The following is a 16868-nucleotide window of genomic DNA, read 5'->3' as shown; positions in this document are numbered from 1 at the left end:
GTCCTCACAGCCCGAGCCGCGCTTTGGCGATGATGTTGTGCTGGACCTCGTCTGTGCCGCCATAGATCGTGATCTTGCGTAGGTTCATGTAATAAGCCGCCAGAGGGCCGGAATAGTCCGGGCCCACCGGCTCCAGGTCCGAGTTGAGCTCGAAATCCGCGGGTCGGTAGGGCAGCGCATAGGGACCGGCCACGTCGAGGGCGAGGGCGGAAGCGGCCTGTGCCACGCGGGCGCCAAGCAGCTTCAGGAGCGAAGCCTCGGTACCGTCGATTGCGCCTTCCGTCGCAGCCACGCTCATGCGCAGGCTGGTGCATTCGAGCGCCATCAGATCAATCTCGAGCCGCGCGAGCTTCTCGGCGAAGGCGGGGGACTCGGCGAGGGGAATACCGTCCACGATCCGCTCGGTGGCGATGCGGCGCAGGAAGGCCACCTCTCGCTTGGCGCGCCCCACCCGCGCGGCGCCGAAGCGCTCGTGTCCAAGCAGATACTTGGCGCAGGTCCAGCCCTGGTTCAGCTCGCCCACCAGGTTAGCGCGGGGCACACGCACATTGTCGAAGAAGACTTCGTTGATCTCGTGCTCGCCATCCAGGGTGATGATGGGGCGCACGGTGATGCCCGGCGTCGTCATATCCACCAGCAGGAAGGAGATACCCTCCTGCTTTTTCCCGGTGGAGGCCGTGCGCACCAGTGCGAACATCATGTTCGCGTAGTGCGCATAGGTGGTCCAGATCTTCTGGCCGTTGACGACGAAGTCAGCCCCGTCGATCTCCGCGCGGGTGGACAAAGCCGCGAGGTCCGAGCCGGCACCGGGCTCGGAATAGCCTTGGCACCACCAGTCTGAGCCATCGAGAATACGCGGCAGTAAGTGCTGCTTCTGCGCCTCGGTCCCGAACGCGATGAGCACCGGGCCGATCATGCGCACGCCGAAGGCCGGAAGCTCCGGCGCTCCCGCCAATGCGCATTCCTCGTCGAAGATGCCGCGTTCAATGGCCGACCACCCCGTGCCGCCGTGTTCCTTCGGCCAGGCCGGGGCGACCCAGCCGCGCTTCAGCAGGATCGCCTGCCAGCGCAGGAAATCCTCCTTGTGCAGGCGGCGATGGCCCAGCACCTTGCCCGAGAGGTCGGCGGGCAGGTGACCCTTCAGGAACGCACGGACCTCCTCGCGGAAGGTGCTTTCGGCTGGGGAATCGTCGAAGTCCATCGATCCGGCCTTCCGCGCCTCAGGCGAAGCGCAAGGGCGCGCCGGTGCGCGCCTGCAGTTCGTCCAGGGAGAGGCCCGCGACCATGTCGCGTACGAGGAAGCCCTCGCGGTCCAGGTCGATGGTGGCGAGATCAGTGTAGATGCGGCTCACGGCCCCAAGGCCGGTGACGGGCAGGCTGAGCTGCGCCACGAGGCGCGGTCGCCCGTCGCGCGTTTCATGTTCCATCATGACGAAGACGCGCTTCGCCCCCACGGCGAGGTCCATGGCGCCGCCGACGGCCGCGGCGACGCCGGTGTCCCCCAGGGACCAGTTGGCGAGGTCTCCGTTCGCGGCGACCTCGTAGCCGCCGAGCACGCAATAATCGAGGTGCCCGCCCCGCATCATCGCGAAGGAATCCGCGTGGTGGAAGAAAGCCGCCCCTGGCAGGATGCCGACCGGACGCTTGGAGGCATTGGTCAGCTCCGGGTCCACGGGCTCGTCCGGGCGCAGGGCGCGCATGCCGAGCACGCCGTTTTCGCTGTGAACGAACACGGTGCGCTCTGGACCGATCTGGTCGAGCACGAGGACGGGCATGCCGATCCCCAGGTTGACATAGGCGCCGTCAGGAATGTCCGCGGCGACCCGAGCCGCGATTTCGGTGCGTGAGCGTCGTTGTTCCATGGCTTCCTCCCCTCACGCAGCCGTTGCGTGCTCGACGACGCGCTGGACGAAAATCCCGGGCGTGATCACCTGCTCGGGGTCGATTTCGCCGAGTTCTGCGCGCCGGCGCACCTGAACCACGGTGGTGGTCGCAGCCATGGCCATGAGAGGACCGAAGTTTCGCCCAGTCTTGCGAAAGATCAGGTTGCCCCAAGGATCGGCGGTGTCCGCACGGACCAGGGCAAAATCGCCCTTGAGCGGCAACTCGAAGACATACCCCTTGCCGTCAATGACGCGGGTCTCCTTCCCATCGGCCAAGGCAGTGCCGTACGAGGTGGGCGTCAGGAAACCGCCGAGGCCGGCACCCGCCGCGCGCAGCCGCTCAGCGAGAGTGCCCTGGGGCACGCACTCGAACGCGATCTCACCCTTGCGGAACATGTCCTCGAACACCTGGCTCTCCGGCCCGCGGGGATAGGACGCGACGAGCTTGCGCACGCGGCCGAGCTTGATCAGCAAAGCAAGGCCATTCTCGCCGGAGCCGCTGTTGTTGCAGACCACGGTCAGGTCGCGCGCTCCCTGGCGGGCGACGGCTTCCAGAAGGTCGATGGGCTGGCCGGCGGTGCCGAAGCCGCTCACGAGCAGTGTCGCTCCGTCCGGGATGTCGGCAACCGCCGCGTCAAGCGACGCGCAGAATTTGTCCACCATGTCTCACGCGCTCTTCAAATGGGAGATTTGCTGGATGGGAGCGGCATCACAGGCTGCTCGCCAGGATGGCGGTCGCCTGGGCTGAAAGCACCCCGCCATTGCCGTGGACGAGGGCGGTGTCCGCCTTGGCCACCTGCCGGGCGCCGGCCTCCTGGCGCAACTGGCGCACCGCCTCGACCACGAGGAAAATGCTGTACATGCCGGGGTGGGTGAAGGAGAGACCGCCGCCGTTCGTGTTCACCGGCAGATCCCCGCCCGGCGCGAGGCGCCCGCCGGAAACGAAGGCGCCGCCTTCCCCTTTCCGGCAGAAGCCGAGATCCTCGAGGAACAGGATGGGATTGATGGTGAAGGCATCATAGAGCTCGACGATGTCGATGTCCGACGGTTTGAGCCCCGCTCGGGCGAACGCCGTCGGCCCGCTCTGCGCTGCCGGGGTCACGGTCAGGTCCTCCATGGAGGAGATCTGCCTGTGCCAGTGGGCCACTCCCGTGCCGAGGACATAGATGGGCTTGGGGTGGATGACCCTCGCATCCTCAGAGCGCATCACCACATAGGCGCCGGCCCCGTCGGTGACGAGGCAGCAGTCCCGCACCGTCAGCGGATCGGAAATCATGGGAGCGGCGAGCACGTCCTCCACCGTGAGGGGGCCGCGCGCAAAGGCCTCGGGGTTGAGCTGCGCCCATTTGCGGGCCGCTACCGCCACATCGGCCAATTGCTCGCGCGTCGTGCCGTACTGGTGCATGTGGCGGGCCGCGGCGAGGGCGTAGCTGCTCACCGGATTGAAGGGTTTGTAGGGGTGCTCGTAGAGCTGAGGGTCGAGCTCGGCCCGCATGGCGTTGACCCGGCTGCTGCTCGGCGCGCTGCGCGGGGTCGCTCCATAGCAAACGAGAATGGCGTTGCACTCGCGCGCCTCGAGCGCCAAGGCTGCCATATGCAGATGGGCGATGAAGGACGAGCCGCCGTGCATCGTGTTGTCGGAAAATTTGGGGCGGATGCCGAGATACTCCGCCATTCGCATGACCCACCACGGCGAGGTGAGGCTCGCGGTCATGATGCCATCGATGTCGCTCTTGGCGAGGCCGCTGCTGCGGATGGCCTGCGCGGCCGCATCGGCGACGATTTCCTGCTCGGAGCGCCCGCCTGCGTCGCCGCAGCCGGCCTGCCCGACGCCGAGGATGGCGATGGCTCCCCGCCGAGACGCCGCGCTCATGTGGGCATCCTTTCGAACACGAGGAGGGGAGTGCCGTCGTCGGTCTCGATCACTTTCGCTGTCACGCGCAGTCCGATCTTCACGTCGAGGCTGTCCATTCCCACGACGCGGCTCATGAGGCGGGGACCCTCGTCGAGATCGACGAGACAGACGTTGTACATCCTGTCCCGCCCCCGCACCGTGGTGGTCGAATAAACCGTTCCGGCGCCGCTTGGCCGGAACCAGGACAAGCTCTGCCCGCCGCAATGGGGGCAGATGGCGCGGGGATAGAACACGCCCTTGCCGCAGTCGTCGCACCGCTGGATATGGAATGCGCCGGTGGCGAGATGCGCGAGATAAGTCTTGTCCGCCGCGCTGGCGCACAGGGGCGGCGCGGCGTCGCTGGTGTCTCTCTGCTCTGCCATGTGGCTCACTGCACCTTGACGCCACTGGTCTTCACGACGCCCGCCCACTTCTTGACTTCGTCGGCGACGAAGGCCGCCGCCTCCTGCGGGTCGAAGGCGGGCGCGGGCTCGCAGTTCATCTTGTGCAACCATTCCAGTGTGGAAGGCTGGTGCGTGATCCGGTTCGCCTCGCGATTGAGGAGTTGCACGATGTCGGAAGGCGTGCCCTTCGGCGCGTAAAAGCCCAGCCATGTGTAGAGATCGAAGCCCGGGAAGCCGGATTCGTTCAGCGTCGGCAGATCCGGAAAGAGCGGGCTGCGATCGAGGGTCGTCACAGCGATGGGCTTCACGTCGCCGCTGGCGATGAAGGCGGCCACGCTCATGGAGTCTTGGAACGCCATCTTCACATGACCTGCCGCCAAGTCGTTGATGGCGGGCGCCGCGCCCTTATAGGGCACATGCACGAGCCCGCCGCCGGACATGGTGCGCAGTAGTTCACCCGCGAGATGGGTCGATCCGCCCGCGCCCGCCGACGCATAGGGGACCTCTCCCTCGGCTTTCATCCAAGCCAGGAATTCCGGGACGGTGCTGACGGGGACGGACTTGTGGACCAGCAACAGGTTGGGAGCCCGCGCGAGGATCGCGAGGACCGCGAAGTCCGATACTGGGTCGTAGTTCACCTTCTGAACGGCCGGGCCGATGACATGGCCCGTGGCGCTCACGAGAAGCGTGTAGCCGTCCGGGGGCTTGCGCGCGACATATTCGGTCCCGACCTGGCCTGCCGCTCCGGCCCGGTTCTCGACCACGAACGGCTGCCCGAGCGCCTTAGCCAGATCGGTGCCGAGAAGTCGGGCGACCGTATCCGTCATGCCCCCAGGCGCAAACGACACGACGATGGCCACCGGGCGCGCCGGATAGTCTTCAGCGGCAAAGGACGGCAGGACATGGAGGCCTGCTGCAGCGCCGCCGATGGCAGACCCAAGAAAAAGACTAAGCTCGCGCCGCGAGATGCGCATTTCATTCCTCCCTTTGGATTTTTCTTCGCTGTCGTTGCGAAGGCAACGCTGCGATGACTTTGTCTAATGGCTATCGGCTGAGGGGCACCGCGGCCATCGCAAAGATCCAAAGCGAGGTTTCCCCCATTTCAAACTCGCGACCCGATCCTTTGCGGGCCGTGGCAAGACTTTGACGGATGAATCGAACGGATAACGCCGCGATGCCGAGATTCGCCCGGGTTGCAGCGCGGCGTGCACGGGAGGAGCGATGTTCGGTGGTCTTTGCTGGCGGACCAACACGGAATTTGTGTGGGTCGAGCTGCAAGCGTGCGATCACCGCCATCCCGCCATGGAACGCTGCGCCTGTCGAGAACGAAGCCCGCTCGCCTACCCGCGTCCACCTCGGCCTTCTTGACCCGACCGTTGAGGGCCTGGGCCGTGCACCCCATGTTCTCGGCAATCGACACCATCTCCGCCCACCGAGAGGGATGATCCCTCTCGTGGTCCAGCGCCATCCGCACCGGGCCCGCGCGCCTCAGGCGAAAACTTGCTCGTCACCTTGTTGCTCATAACGGCCCCTATCTCTCAGGAGTTGGGGCCTCCGGCAAACCCGGGGCGGTTCAGGTGGCCGCCTATTTATGGGTCGAAATGAAGCGCCGCGCGCGCTCGGTCTGCGGCTGGGTGAAGAAGGCCTCCGGATGCGCTTCCTCCACGATACGGCCGCGATCCATATAGACGATCCTGTCGGCGCAGCGCCGGGCGAAGCCCATTTCGTGGGTCACGATGATGGAGGTCAGCCCCTCGGACGTCAGGTCCTGGATGATGGCGAGCACCTCGCCCACCGTTTCCGGATCGAGGGCGGAGGTTGGCTCGTCAAACAGCATGACGTCCGGCGACATCATCATGGCGCGGACGATGGCGACGCGCTGCTGCTGGCGGCCCGAGAGCTGGGCCGGATAGGACTGCGCCTTGTCCGCCAGCCCCACCCGCGCCAGCAGGGCCAAGGCCCGCGCTTCCGCCGCCTCTCGCACCATCAGGCCCTCGCGCACGGGCGCGAAGGTCAGGTTGCGCAGGGCATTCATGTGCGGAAACAGCGCATAGTTCTGGAACACCATGCCGATCCGCCGCCGCACCAGCCGCCATTCCCGTTCCGCCAGGCCCCCAATCTCCCGTCCGTCGAAGACGATGCTTCCCCCTTGGATCGCCTCCAGGCCGTTGAGGCAGCGGATGAAGGTGCTCTTGCCCGAGCCCGAGGAGCCCATGATGACCACACGCTCGCCCTTGGCGATGGAAAAGGCGATGTCCTCCAGGACCTGCACCTTGCCGTAAGACTTCACCAGATTGACCGTCGAAATGACCTGAGGGGCCTACGCTTGCTCCATGACCGTTCCCTTTCCCTCAGAAGCGCTGCTCGGCGCGTGACTGGCCGAAGCGCTGTTCAAGCCAGGAGATCGCGGCCGACATCAGCAGGCCGGCAACGTAATAGATCAGCAGGATGAAGCCGTAGACGGTCAGTCCCGGCGCGCCGCCCTGGTAGTAAGAGGCCCGATCGATGACGATCTGGGCGCTCTTGAGCAGCTCCACCACGCCGATGAGGGCGGCGAGCGACGTGGAGTGCATCAGGATGTTGCACAGGCCCGCATAGGCCGGGATCACCGGCATGACCGCCTGCGGCAGGATGATGGAGGTGAAGATCGCCACCGGGCCGAGACCCAGGGAGCGGGCGCTTTCGAACTGGTGATGGGACACGGCGGTGATGCCGCCGCGCACGATCTCCGCGCCGTTCGCCCCGCCCCAAAGCGAGAGCGCCAGGATGGTCGCGGCCAGCGGTCCCAATTGCAGCCCGAAAGCCGGAGCGCCGAAGAAAATGAAGAAGACGCTCACGATCTGCGGGACGTCGCGAAAGAACTCGATGACGATGCGCACCGGCACCCGCACAGGAGCGGCCCTCAAGGTGGCCAGCGTGCCGCAGGTGACGGCGATGAGCGTCGAGAAGAAGACACTGGCGCCGAAAATCTCCAACGCCGTGATGCCGGCTTGAAGAAAGAAGCCGCCATTCTGGGTGATGAGGGAGAGGTTCATCTGCGATAGCCCTTCCCGAGATGGCGCTCGAAGCTGGTCATCATGGCCGAGAAGCCGAGGACGACGGCGAGATAGCCGATGAGCAGAGCCACGAAATTCTCGATGGAACGGTAGGTCTCGGCGATGTTGTCCATGGCCACGAAGGTGAGCTCGGGCACGCCGATGGCGCTGAGCAGGGCGGAATTCTTGATGGTGGACACCATGGTGTTCATCATGGCCGGCACCACCGCGCGCGTGGCCACCGGGGCGATGATGAAGATGAAGGCGTCGATCGGCTTCAATCCAAGGGCGCGCACCGTCTCCGTCAGGGTGCGGGGCACGGCCGCGATGGCGCCCCTGAGGTTGGCGGTCTGGTAGGCGCAGGCCCAAAGCGTCAGCACGATCACACCGGAGGTGGTCGGTGGCGCGCTGACGCCAATTTCCGGCATGCCGAAATAAAAGAAGAAGATCTGAACCAGCAACGGCGTGTTGCGGATGAAGGAGACATAGAACCGGATGATGTCCTGCACCACCTTGATGCGGAAATGCAGCGCCGCAGCCAGGACATAGGCCAGGACCACGGCGAGCCCATTGCAGACGACCGCAAGGAAGACGGTCATCTCCAGGCCCTTCAGGAAGAGGGGTGAGATGGACCAGAGATAGCTCCAGTCGAATGGCGAACTCATCATGGCGCAGGGGTCCCTGTGAGGGGCGGCGGGAAGGCGTCGAGGGCCACCCGCACAGGACGAGGGACGGCGCCGAGGCCGTCCGCAGGGGGAACCCGGCTCAAGGGGGCGGAAGCACGCTGTTCTGGTCGGAGGACCCATCCGGCGGCAAGGTCGTGTAGCTGTGGAGGCGCTCCTCCAGGTCGGCTTCCCCGGCATAGCGCTCGACGGCGGCACGGTAGGTGCCGTCGGTCTTGGCCTGGCTCACCATGGCGCTGATGAATTCGCGCATGGCGGTGTCGCCGCGCCGGACGGCGGGTGCGGACCAGCCGATCTGGAACACCACGTCAGACACCTTCAGGCGAGGATCCTTGCTGGCGGCCACCACCAGAACGTGGCTGTCCTGCGTCACCCCATCGCCCCGGCCCTGGCGCAGGGACTGGATGGCGTCGGCGATGTTGTCATACTTGACGAGCTTGATCTGGGGATAGTTCTTCTCAAGGAAGCCCACCTGCCAGGCGCCCTTGTTGGTCAGCAAGGTCTTGCCCTTGAGGTCATCAAGGCTGCGGACGTCCTCGCCGGCCCGCACCAGGATGCCGGAGGCACCCCAATTGGTGGAGGTGGCGAAGTCCACCGTCTGCTTGCGCTCCTCGGTGACCCCCATGGTGGCGAACAGCACGTCCACCTTGCCGGAGGCAAGCATCTGGACGCGGGTCGCAGCGGTGACGCAGGTGAAGACCGCCTTGCCGGGGTCGCCGAAGGCGCGCTCGGCCATGTGGCGCGCCATGTCCACGTCGATGCCGGCCGGGTTGCCCTTCTCGTCGAGGAAACCTGCGGGAGGGCTGTCGCATTTGACGCCCACCCGCAGCTCTCCCTTTTCCTTAAGACTCGCCGGCACCGGGATCTGCTGGGCCCAGGCCGTGCCGGCGACGGCGGTGGTCATCCATATGGTCAGGCAGAACAAACGGGTCTTCGTCATGGCTGTCCCCTCTTTTTTGAGCCATCCGCGGACGTTTGATTGCTGTGGCGGGGCGGCTTCAGCCGCCGCAATTGGCCGCGACCGCGGCGGCGAGCTGGGCGTCCGCCGTGGCGAGCCGCTGGGTGGTCCGGTCCAGCCAGGAGCGGTCGGCGTCAAGGGCGAGGCGCGCCTCGTCAATGGCGGCCTTTACGGAGTCCGGCGCCGGCATGCCCTTGCCCTTGCGGCGCGCCACGTTCTGCACCGGGTCGAGGGCGTCGGCGATGTCCTGCGCCCCCACCGCGATGGGCTGGCCGGTCTGGGCGATGGCGGCCTCCTGGACCAAGTCGAGCCCGATATGGTTCGCCTTGATGCCTCGCTCGATGGCGCTCATCACCACCCGGGCCACGATCTCGTGGGCCTCCCGGTAGTCGATGCCCACGCGGCGCACCAGCATGTCGGTCAGGTCCGTCATGGTGGCGTAGTTTTCCGCCGCATAGCGCAGCATCTGCGCCTTGTTGGGATGCAGGGTGCGCACCACGCCGGTCATGGCATGGGTGGCGGCGATCATGGCGTCGATGGAGCGCGGCTCCAGTTCCACGCGGGCGGCGCTGTATTGATATTCGATGCCGTTCAGTGAGGTGAGGATGCCGACCAGCGGCCCCATGGCCGCGAACGCCGCCTTGCGGCTGCGCTCCAGGGAATCCGGATTCTTCTTCTGCGGCATGATGCTGCTGGTGCCGGCGAAGGAGGCATCCAGCTCCGCCATCTGGTATTCGTCGCTGCTCCAGAGCTGGATCTCCGAGGCGAGGCGGCTCAGGGCGCTGAGGAAGAGCGCGTTGTCGAAGGCGAACTCCGCCACATGGTCCCAACCGGCAACGCCCTCGATGCTGTTCACCACCAGCCCGTCAAAGCCCAGGAGCGCCGCCGTACGCTCGCGATCGAGCGGCCAGCCCGTTCCGGCGGTGGCGGCCGCGCCGAGCGGGCACTGGTTGACGCGCGGATAGAGCTCGCGGAACCGGTCGAGGGCCTTGCCCAGGTTTTCGCTGATGGCCATCAGATAGTGGCCGAGCGTGATGGGCTGAGCTTCCTTGCGCTGGGTATAGACCACCATGACCGTGTGGAGGTGGTCCGCCGCCTTCTCGACCACGGCTTCGCGCAGCCCGATGACCGCTGCGATGGTCCGCAGCAGCTGGTCCCGCAGGAACATCCGCTTGCCCGCATTGGCCAAGTCGTTGCGGCTGCGGCCGATATGCATCTTGCCCGCCACCGAGCCGATCTCGCGCTTCAACGCGGCCTCATAGGGCAGATAGGTCCGCAGGGCGGGATCGTCCTCGGCCCGTGCGTCCGCCAGGGCCAGGCCGCGCAGGATGCGGCTGGCCTCGTCGGCGGACAGGATCGCCTGCTCGGCCAGCATGACCACATGGGCGCGGTGGATCTTGCTGTCATAGGGGAAGACGGCGCTGGTCAGCGTCAGGGCGGCCGCGTCGAAATCGTACAATTCCTGGAATTCCGGCGCCTTGGCGCCGCTTGCGCGTCCGATGCGGGTGGCGTCGGTGACGGGTGCGCTCATCGGGATTTTCCTCGTGATCGATGGGGTCTCAGACGGTCGGGGCGGCACGGCGTTCCAGATGGACGGCATAGGGCTCAAAGCCCATGCGCGCCCAGAATGCCTGGCCGGTGGGATTGCTGTGCAGCACTTCCAGCAGAATGCGCGCGCCCGGCGGGAAGCGCTCGTGCATCAGGAGGGTGAAGGCCCGCCGACCCAGGCCCGCGCCCCGCGCCTCGCGGGCGATGAAGAACTGGCGCAGATAGATGCGCTGGCCGGAGGGCTCGGCGATGTCGCTCTCCCAGCGCCAAGTGGCGTATCCGGCCAGGCGGCCGTCCTGCTCGATCAGGTCCACATGCCAGTCGGGGCTGTCGAGGAAGCCCTGCGCGCGCGCCTCCAACTGGTCGAGGGTCATGGGGTTGCGATGGCCCTCGTCCTCGATGAGCGCGCGGTTCATCCGGGCGATGGCGGGCAGGTCCGCGGCGGTCGCGGTGCGCAGAACTGGCATGCTTGGTGCGGTCATCACGCAGCCGCCTCCCCGATGGAAATCCAGGTGGTCTTGAGGTCGAGATATTTCTCGAAGGCGTGCAGCGAGAGATCGCGCCCATTGCCGGACTGCTTCACCCCGCCGAAGGGCGTGCGCAGGTCCACATGGTCAACCGCGTTCACGCTCACGCTGCCCACATGGAGGGCGCGGGACAGGCGCACCGCGCGGTCGAGACACGAGGTCCAGACGGACGCCCCGAGGCCATAAATGGAGGCGTTCGCAAGGCTGACCACCTCGGCCTCATTGCGGAAGGGGATGATGGACAGGACCGGGCCGAAGATTTCCTCGGTGGCGATCACCGCGCGCGGATCCACATCGGCGAAGATGGTGGGCGCGATGAAGCTGCCCCCGCTTTCCGCCAGCACCCGGCCGCCGCCGCACAGCAGGTTCGCCTCGCTCTTGCCGGTCTCGATATAGGACAAGACGCGCTGCGTTTGCTCAGCGCTGACCATGGCGCCCATGCCGGAGGCAAGGTCGAGCGGGTCGCCCGGCATGTAGGCGCGGGCGGCCTCCAGCAGCAGCGCCGTGAAGTCCGCGCGAATGTCCTCATGGACAAACAGGCGCGAAGTGGCCGAGCAGATCTCACCCTGGTTGAAGAAGATGCCGGCGGCAGCGGCCTGCGCGGCGGCCTTCAGGTCGCGCGCATCGGGAAAGACAATGAAGGCGCTCTTGCCGCCGCATTCCAGCCAGACCCGCTTCATGTTCGACCTGCCGGCATAGCCGAGGAACAGCTTGCCCACTTCGGTCGAGCCCGTGAAGCCGACGCAGTCAATATCCGGATGCAGGCCGATGGGGGCGCCCGCATCGGGGCCGAAGCCCGGGAGCACGTTGAAGACGCCGCGGGGAATGCCCGCTTCCGCCGCAAGGCCCGCGAGGTAAAGGGCCGTGAGCGGGGACTGCTCCGCCGGCTTGAGAATGACGCTGTTGCCGGCGGCAAGTGCGGGTGCACATTTCCAAGCGGCCATCTTGAGCGGGAAGTTCCAGGGCACCACTGCGCCGACAACCCCGACCGGCTCGCGCGTGATGGTCGCCAGGGCGCCGGTGCCCACCGGAACGGCCTCGTCGAGGAGTTTGTCGCACGCTTCGCCGAAGAAGCGGAACACATCGGCCGAACCCGGAATGTCCAGCGTTGCGGAATCACGGATCAGCTTTCCGGTGTCCAACGTTTCCAGGATCGCGAGGGTGTCGCGATGTTCTTCGATGAGATCCGCGAGCCGGATCAGAGTTCGCCGGCGCACCGCCGGGTCGCATCGCGACCAGCGCCCGCTCTCGAAGCTCCGCCGGGCGGCGGCGGCGGCGCGGTCCACATCCTGGATGCTGCATGCGGCGACGGCACCGAGCACGGCGCCGGTGGCCGGATTGATGCAGGCGAAGGTGCGCCCATCCGCGGCCGGCACATAATCACCGTCGATGAAGGCACGGGTCTCGATCTGCACCAGGCGCGCCACATCGGTCCAGAAGGGGTGGTGCCGGGGGGAGGGGTGGGTCGTCATGGTCGCTCCGTCCAATCCCTCAATCACAGGCTTGCCTGCCTGCGATCGAGCCAATCCATCAAGCCGAAGGCGCCCGCCGCGGCCGGCACATACCAGGGCCGCCCCGCCACATTGGGGAGCCGCCCGAAGGGCAGGCGCTCGAACACCGTCGGCGTTGCGCGCGCGCCCAGCATGCGCTCCACCGCAAGCTGCCCCAGCCAGGGCATGATGCCGACGCCGCTGCCATTGCAGCCGACCGCGAACCAGCATCCCTCGTGCTGGCCCATATGCTGGAGGTGGCTGCGCGTCATGGCCACGGACCCACTCCAGGCATGAGAGATCTTGACCGTGGCAAGGCTGGGGAAGATCTGGGCGAGAGAGCGATGCAGAAGCGGCGCGGCACGCTCGGGCACGCCAGGAATGAGGCCCGGCCGGGCGCCGAGCAGGATGCGTGTGCCATCCGGGGAGGGGCGGAAATACCAAAGGTTGCGCTTGCTGTCCGAATACATGCGCCGGGTGGGCATCAGGGCGCTCACCGCCTCGCGTCCGATGGCCTCGGTGGCGATCATGTAGGATCCGACCCGTGCCACGCGCTGGCGCACCCAGGTCTGCGCGCTGTCGGTATAGGCGTTGGTGGCGAAGAGCACATGAGGCGTGCGGATGTCGCCTGCGGGGGTGTGAACGAGGAAACCCTCGCCCACCCGGCGTACGGTGCTGACGGCGGTGTGGGAGCGCACAATGGCGCCGCGCTGCTGCACGTCCTTGAGCAGGGCGCACGCAAAGCGCGAGGGGTGCAGTCCGCCAAAGTCCTCCACCAGGAGCCCGCCATGATAGTGGCGCGTGCGGATTTCACGCTGCAAGTCCTGCGGCCCGAGCACGCTGGCCGTGAGGCCGGCGAGGCTGGACAGGATGCGGGCGTGGCCGACGAAGCGGTCGAGATCCTTCGGAACCGCCGCCAGGAAGAGGCGCCCGGACGGCTGGAACAGTTCGACGGGCGCGCCATAGGCCGCCGCGAGACCCCGGACATGATCGAAGGCCTCGGCATGGGCCGTTGTCAGGGCTTCGATCAGGTCGGCGCCCAATTGGTCTGAGGTTCCGTTCAGCAGGAATTTCTGCCCTGCCGACAGCATGGCGCCACTGCGCGAACTGGCGCCACCGGCGATGGCCCCGGCATCCAGGACCACGGGCTTGGCCCCCAGTTCCAGCGCCCGCCGCGCCGCACCGAGGCCGCAAAAGCCGCTGCCGACAATGACGAGATCGGCTTGGGCGGGCAGGTCCGGCGTGCATGTCTGGGGCGCAGCGTCGTCCCACCAATAAGGCTCCGCCTTGAAATCCTTGGCGAAAATGTCGGTAGGCATCGGGGGCACGGGTTCTGCTCCACTGCGAAGGTGGTCACAGAAAATATGCCAGACAAAATATTGTCAACAATAAATTATCTTGAACCATCCCTCCGGGCTTTTATGATCCCCGCAGTTCGAAGGAGACATGATGGACAGCACCGCCGAGGAGCCGGGCGCTTCCCCCGTGAAGCGCCGCACGCTCGTTGAGACCGTGACCGAGGAAATCTCCCAGATCATCCTCAACGGCGAACTGCGTCCCGGCGACAAGCTGCGCGAGGCCGAGATTGCCGAGCGCCTGGGCGTCAGCCGCGGACCCGTGCGGGAGGCGTCACGTCGGCTCCAGGAGACCGGCCTCCTGACCGGGCATCCGTTTCGCGGCTCGTTCGTGCGCAAGCTGAACCAGCGCGAGGTGGCGGACATCTACACGCTGCGGGCCGTGCTCGAATGCACAGCCGCGGAAGAGGCGGTCCGGGTGATCGAAGCGTCTGACTTCGCCGGCATTGAAGCGGCCTTACGGGAAACCGAGACCGCCGCCTTGGCCAATGCGCCCGGCCGGATGATCGAGGCGGACGTGGCCTTTCACGCTGCGCTTTGCCGCGCGGGCCACAATGAGCGCATCACCGACACCTTCACGCGGCTCGCCACCGAGCTGCGCCTCGTCCACCTGATGATGCATCCCGATCCCGAGCAGCTCCAGGCCGCCGCGCGCGGGCATGCGGCCATTCTAGAGGCGGTTCGCGCCCGCAGCACGGAGCGGCTTCTGGCGGTACTGAAGGCGCATATCCTCGATGAGCGGGACATTGTCCTGCAATATCTGGGCCCCCATGGGGACAGCCTGCCGAAATCGGCGGACCTCGACCCGAAAGGGGGAGCCGGTGCCTCGAAATTCGCTGGCAAGGTGACGGTGCGGCCCCATGTGCGGTCGGACTTCCCGCTTCTCGCGCGGATGAACCGCGAACTGGCTGATGACGAAGGCCACCGAAACCCCATGACCATCGAGCAGATGGAAGCGCGCTTCGGCCGGTTCGTAGACGAGGAGGGGTGGAGCGTCGACCTGTTCATGCTGGACGACGAGGTGGTTGGCTACGCCACCCACCGCCGAGAGCCAGAGCCCTCCGATCCGTCCGGCGAGCGGGTGTTCCTGCGCCAGTTCTACATCGTGCGGCACTATCGCCGAGACGGGCTGGGACAGGCGGCATTTGATGCCTTGGTGGCGGCGCGCTTCCGTCCTGGAGACCGCGTGATTCTGGAGGCGATCGAGAACAATCCGGGTGGCCGGGTGTTCTGGCTCCGCGTGGGTTTCACGCCCTACAGCTCAATCCTCGAGCATTTCGTGAGATCACCGCTGGATTGAGCGGAATCCCATCAGCGAGAAGGAGGTAACCAAACGAATCCCTCTGCAGCACAATTGCGATGATGCGAGGCGCCAGGTCATTCGCCCATGAGGCTATGGGCAGATCCAGCTCTCAGCGGATAACGCCAGGGCGGAGTTCGGTGATTATCCTTTCGCCAGGGCACATGGGATTCGGCATCTTCAATCACCGCTCGGATTCTCTCTATGGCGACAGCCCGGCTGAGCGGTATCAATTCCCGCGCCCCTATCTGGGACGCGTCGAGGCCTGTGTCGGCGACAGGATCTTTTATTACGAACCCCGGAAAGTGGCGGAGACCCGCGGCTGTTTCGCGATCGCCAGGGTCGCGCGCGTCGTTCCCGACCCCACCGCTCCGGGCATGCCTCTCGCTCTCATCGAACCGGGCAGTTAGCTGGATTTTGTCGGCGCGTCGTGCTGCGCGCCTATGACGAGCGCTGTGCCATCAGCGGGCTCAAGCTGATCAATGGCGGCGGGCGTGCCAAGGTGGCCGCAGCGCATATCCGCCTGTTGTTCTCATCGGGAACACCCGCGAGCTGCGATGGACAGGCTCCTCCCGCATCGGCCAGAGCGGTAAGGAGAGACCGAAAGTTCACCTGTCGGTCACAAGGCTGTCACGGCGCCAGCACTACCTTAGGCTTGGCCATTAGGCGGCGCACAACCGCCCGAAGGGATGGCCTCGGTGCAGGAGAAAACCATGACGCGGATCACCAGCCTCTTGGCGGCGAGCTTGGTGTTGCTCTCCGGCGTGGCCCATGCCGGTGAATTGACGGTTTATACTGCGCTGGAGGCCGATCTCCTGCCGGTCTATAAGAAGAGCTTCGAGGAAAAGAATCCCGGCATCAGCATTCGCTGGGTCCGCGATTCCACCGGCATCATCACCGCCAAGCTGCTCGCGGAAAAGGATAATCCCCAGGCGGACGTGGTGCTCGGCACCGCCGCCACCTCGCTGCAATTGCTGGACGCGGAAGGCATGCTCGAGGGCTATGCGCCCAAGGGCCTCGACAAGATCGACCCGCGCTTCGTCTCCAAGGACACCCCGCCCACCTGGGTGGGCACCAATGCCTGGGCCGCGGCGCTGTGCGTCAATACGGTGGAGATGAAGAAGCGGGACCTGCCCATTCCCACCTCCTGGGCCGACCTCATCAAGCCGGAATATAAGGGCCTCATCGTGATGCCCAATCCGGCCTCCTCCGGCACCGGCTTCCTGGACGTGTCCAGCTGGCTGCAGATGTGGGGCGACCAGAAGGGCTGGGCCTATATGGACGCCCTGCACCACAACATCGCCACCTACACCCATTCCGGCTCCAAGCCCTGCACGCTGGCGGCATCCGGCGAATATCCCATCGGCATTTCCTTCGAGTTCCGCGCCGCCCGCGTCATCAACCAGGGCGCGCCGGTGGTGGCCGTGGTGCCGACCGAAGGCGTCGGCTGGGACGTGGAGGCCTCGGCCATCATCAAGGGCACACCCAATGAGGCCGATGCCAAGAAGCTGATCGACTGGGCCGTCTCCGACGATGCCATGAAGATCTACGCCAAGAACTACGCCATCCTCGGTAATCCGGCGATGGAAGAGGCCATCAAAAACGTGCCGGCGGACATCAAGGCCAAGCTCATCAAGAACGACTTTGAATGGGCCGCCTCCCATCGCGCCGCCATTCTCGAAGAGTGGCAGAAGCGCTTCGGCAGCAAGTCCGAGCCCAAGGGCTGAGCCAGCCCTTCTGTCCGGCGCGTCGGCAGCGGGCCATAAAAACCGGGCCATCGCAAGGGAACTG

Annotated in this window: 16 protein-coding genes and 1 pseudogene; 3 read left to right on the top strand and 14 right to left on the bottom strand. The window is 66.0% G+C overall.

Translation table 11 applies throughout. The annotated features are described in order from the left end of the window. Window positions 1-4: 4 nt before the first annotated feature. From J5J86_RS05595 to J5J86_RS05530, 14 genes are all read right to left on the bottom strand, one after another. A complete protein-coding gene (locus J5J86_RS05595) occupies window positions 5-1201 on the bottom strand; it encodes an acyl-CoA dehydrogenase family protein (RefSeq protein ID WP_209103889.1) in 1197 nt (398 codons plus the stop codon). 19 nt (window positions 1202-1220) lie between these two features. Then, entirely contained in the window at window positions 1221-1862 is a 642-nt protein-coding gene (locus J5J86_RS05590) for a 3-oxoacid CoA-transferase subunit B (protein ID WP_209103888.1), read from the bottom strand. Between the two features lie 12 nt (window positions 1863-1874). Continuing rightward, window positions 1875-2543, bottom strand: a complete 669-nt coding sequence (locus J5J86_RS05585) for a 3-oxoacid CoA-transferase subunit A (protein WP_209105256.1) — start codon at window positions 2541-2543, stop codon at window positions 1875-1877. Between the two features lie 49 nt (window positions 2544-2592). Then, complete coding sequence (locus J5J86_RS05580) at window positions 2593-3756, bottom strand: thiolase (protein ID WP_209103887.1); 1164 nt, start codon at window positions 3754-3756, stop codon at window positions 2593-2595. Further along, a complete protein-coding gene (locus tag J5J86_RS05575; protein WP_209103886.1) occupies window positions 3753-4160 on the bottom strand; it encodes a Zn-ribbon domain-containing OB-fold protein in 408 nt (135 codons plus the stop codon). Before J5J86_RS05575 ends, J5J86_RS05580 begins: the two co-directional genes overlap by 4 nt. A 5-nt stretch (window positions 4161-4165) precedes the next feature. Next, window positions 4166-5155, bottom strand: a complete 990-nt coding sequence (locus J5J86_RS05570) for a tripartite tricarboxylate transporter substrate binding protein (RefSeq protein WP_209103885.1) — start codon at window positions 5153-5155, stop codon at window positions 4166-4168. A gap of 611 nt (window positions 5156-5766) precedes the next feature. Next, a complete protein-coding gene (locus J5J86_RS05565) occupies window positions 5767-6471 on the bottom strand; it encodes an amino acid ABC transporter ATP-binding protein (protein WP_274706687.1) in 705 nt (234 codons plus the stop codon). Between the two features lie 61 nt (window positions 6472-6532). Further along, entirely contained in the window at window positions 6533-7216 is a 684-nt protein-coding gene (locus J5J86_RS05560) for an amino acid ABC transporter permease (RefSeq protein ID WP_209103884.1), read from the bottom strand. After that, window positions 7213-7884: an amino acid ABC transporter permease gene (locus J5J86_RS05555; RefSeq protein ID WP_209103883.1), complete on the bottom strand. Its 672-nt coding sequence runs from the start codon at window positions 7882-7884 to the stop codon at window positions 7213-7215. The genes J5J86_RS05560 and J5J86_RS05555 overlap by 4 nt, the downstream gene beginning before the upstream one ends. 97 nt (window positions 7885-7981) lie before the next feature. Beyond that, a complete protein-coding gene (locus J5J86_RS05550; RefSeq protein ID WP_209103882.1) occupies window positions 7982-8839 on the bottom strand; it encodes a transporter substrate-binding domain-containing protein in 858 nt (285 codons plus the stop codon). 58 nt (window positions 8840-8897) lie between these two features. Beyond that, a complete protein-coding gene (gene argH, locus J5J86_RS05545) occupies window positions 8898-10388 on the bottom strand; it encodes an argininosuccinate lyase (RefSeq protein ID WP_209103881.1) in 1491 nt (496 codons plus the stop codon). Between the two features lie 28 nt (window positions 10389-10416). Next, complete coding sequence (locus J5J86_RS05540) at window positions 10417-10887, bottom strand: GNAT family N-acetyltransferase (protein ID WP_209103880.1); 471 nt, start codon at window positions 10885-10887, stop codon at window positions 10417-10419. Next, the gene (locus J5J86_RS05535; protein WP_209103879.1) at window positions 10887-12404 is read right to left on the bottom strand and encodes an aldehyde dehydrogenase; all 1518 of its coding nucleotides are present in this window, start codon (window positions 12402-12404) and stop codon (window positions 10887-10889) included. Before J5J86_RS05535 ends, J5J86_RS05540 begins: the two co-directional genes overlap by 1 nt. 23 nt (window positions 12405-12427) lie before the next feature. Next, the gene (locus J5J86_RS05530; RefSeq protein WP_247658423.1) at window positions 12428-13741 is read right to left on the bottom strand and encodes an NAD(P)/FAD-dependent oxidoreductase; all 1314 of its coding nucleotides are present in this window, start codon (window positions 13739-13741) and stop codon (window positions 12428-12430) included. A gap of 127 nt (window positions 13742-13868) precedes the next feature. Between J5J86_RS05530 and J5J86_RS05525 the strand changes: the two genes are divergently transcribed. From J5J86_RS05525 to J5J86_RS05520, 3 genes and pseudogenes are all read left to right on the top strand, one after another. Beyond that, a complete protein-coding gene (locus J5J86_RS05525; RefSeq protein ID WP_209103877.1) occupies window positions 13869-15077 on the top strand; it encodes a GNAT family N-acetyltransferase in 1209 nt (402 codons plus the stop codon). 164 nt (window positions 15078-15241) lie between these two features. Beyond that, window positions 15242-15660 (top strand): annotated as a pseudogene (locus J5J86_RS24415) (HNH endonuclease); the annotation flags it as partial. Window positions 15661-15790: 130 nt separating this feature from the next. Beyond that, window positions 15791-16804: a putative 2-aminoethylphosphonate ABC transporter substrate-binding protein gene (locus J5J86_RS05520; RefSeq protein ID WP_209103876.1), complete on the top strand. Its 1014-nt coding sequence runs from the start codon at window positions 15791-15793 to the stop codon at window positions 16802-16804. Window positions 16805-16868 lie beyond the last annotated feature (64 nt).

This window comes from Aquabacter sp. L1I39 (assembly GCF_017742835.1).
GTDB lineage: Bacteria > Pseudomonadota > Alphaproteobacteria > Rhizobiales > Xanthobacteraceae > L1I39.
The sequence above is the reverse complement of the archived record's forward strand: the minus strand, read 5'-3'. Positions and strand labels throughout refer to the sequence as shown.

Bases quoted from the DNA above. Each gene is read 5' to 3' on its own strand.
- J5J86_RS05590 (WP_209103888.1), bottom strand. From the start codon at position 1,862: ATGGAACAACGACGCTCACGCACCGAAATCGCGGCTCGGGTCGCCGCG.
- J5J86_RS05575 (WP_209103886.1), bottom strand. From the start codon at position 4,160: ATGGCAGAGCAGAGAGACACCAGCGACGCCGCGCCGCCCCTGTGCGCC.
- J5J86_RS05525 (WP_209103877.1), top strand. From the start codon at position 13,869: ATGATGGACAGCACCGCCGAGGAGCCGGGCGCTTCCCCCGTGAAGCGC.
- J5J86_RS05535 (WP_209103879.1), bottom strand. From the start codon at position 12,404: ATGACGACCCACCCCTCCCCCCGGCACCACCCCTTCTGGACCGATGTG.
- J5J86_RS05555 (WP_209103883.1), bottom strand. From the start codon at position 7,884: ATGATGAGTTCGCCATTCGACTGGAGCTATCTCTGGTCCATCTCACCC.
- J5J86_RS05570 (WP_209103885.1), bottom strand. From the start codon at position 5,155: ATGCGCATCTCGCGGCGCGAGCTTAGTCTTTTTCTTGGGTCTGCCATC.
- J5J86_RS05580 (WP_209103887.1), bottom strand. From the start codon at position 3,756: ATGAGCGCGGCGTCTCGGCGGGGAGCCATCGCCATCCTCGGCGTCGGG.
- J5J86_RS05595 (WP_209103889.1), bottom strand. From the start codon at position 1,201: ATGGACTTCGACGATTCCCCAGCCGAAAGCACCTTCCGCGAGGAGGTC.
- J5J86_RS05530 (WP_247658423.1), bottom strand. From the start codon at position 13,741: ATGCCTACCGACATTTTCGCCAAGGATTTCAAGGCGGAGCCTTATTGG.
- J5J86_RS05560 (WP_209103884.1), bottom strand. From the start codon at position 7,216: ATGAACCTCTCCCTCATCACCCAGAATGGCGGCTTCTTTCTTCAAGCC.
- J5J86_RS05550 (WP_209103882.1), bottom strand. From the start codon at position 8,839: ATGACGAAGACCCGTTTGTTCTGCCTGACCATATGGATGACCACCGCC.
- J5J86_RS05540 (WP_209103880.1), bottom strand. From the start codon at position 10,887: ATGACCGCACCAAGCATGCCAGTTCTGCGCACCGCGACCGCCGCGGAC.
- argH (WP_209103881.1), bottom strand. From the start codon at position 10,388: ATGAGCGCACCCGTCACCGACGCCACCCGCATCGGACGCGCAAGCGGC.
- J5J86_RS05520 (WP_209103876.1), top strand. From the start codon at position 15,791: ATGACGCGGATCACCAGCCTCTTGGCGGCGAGCTTGGTGTTGCTCTCC.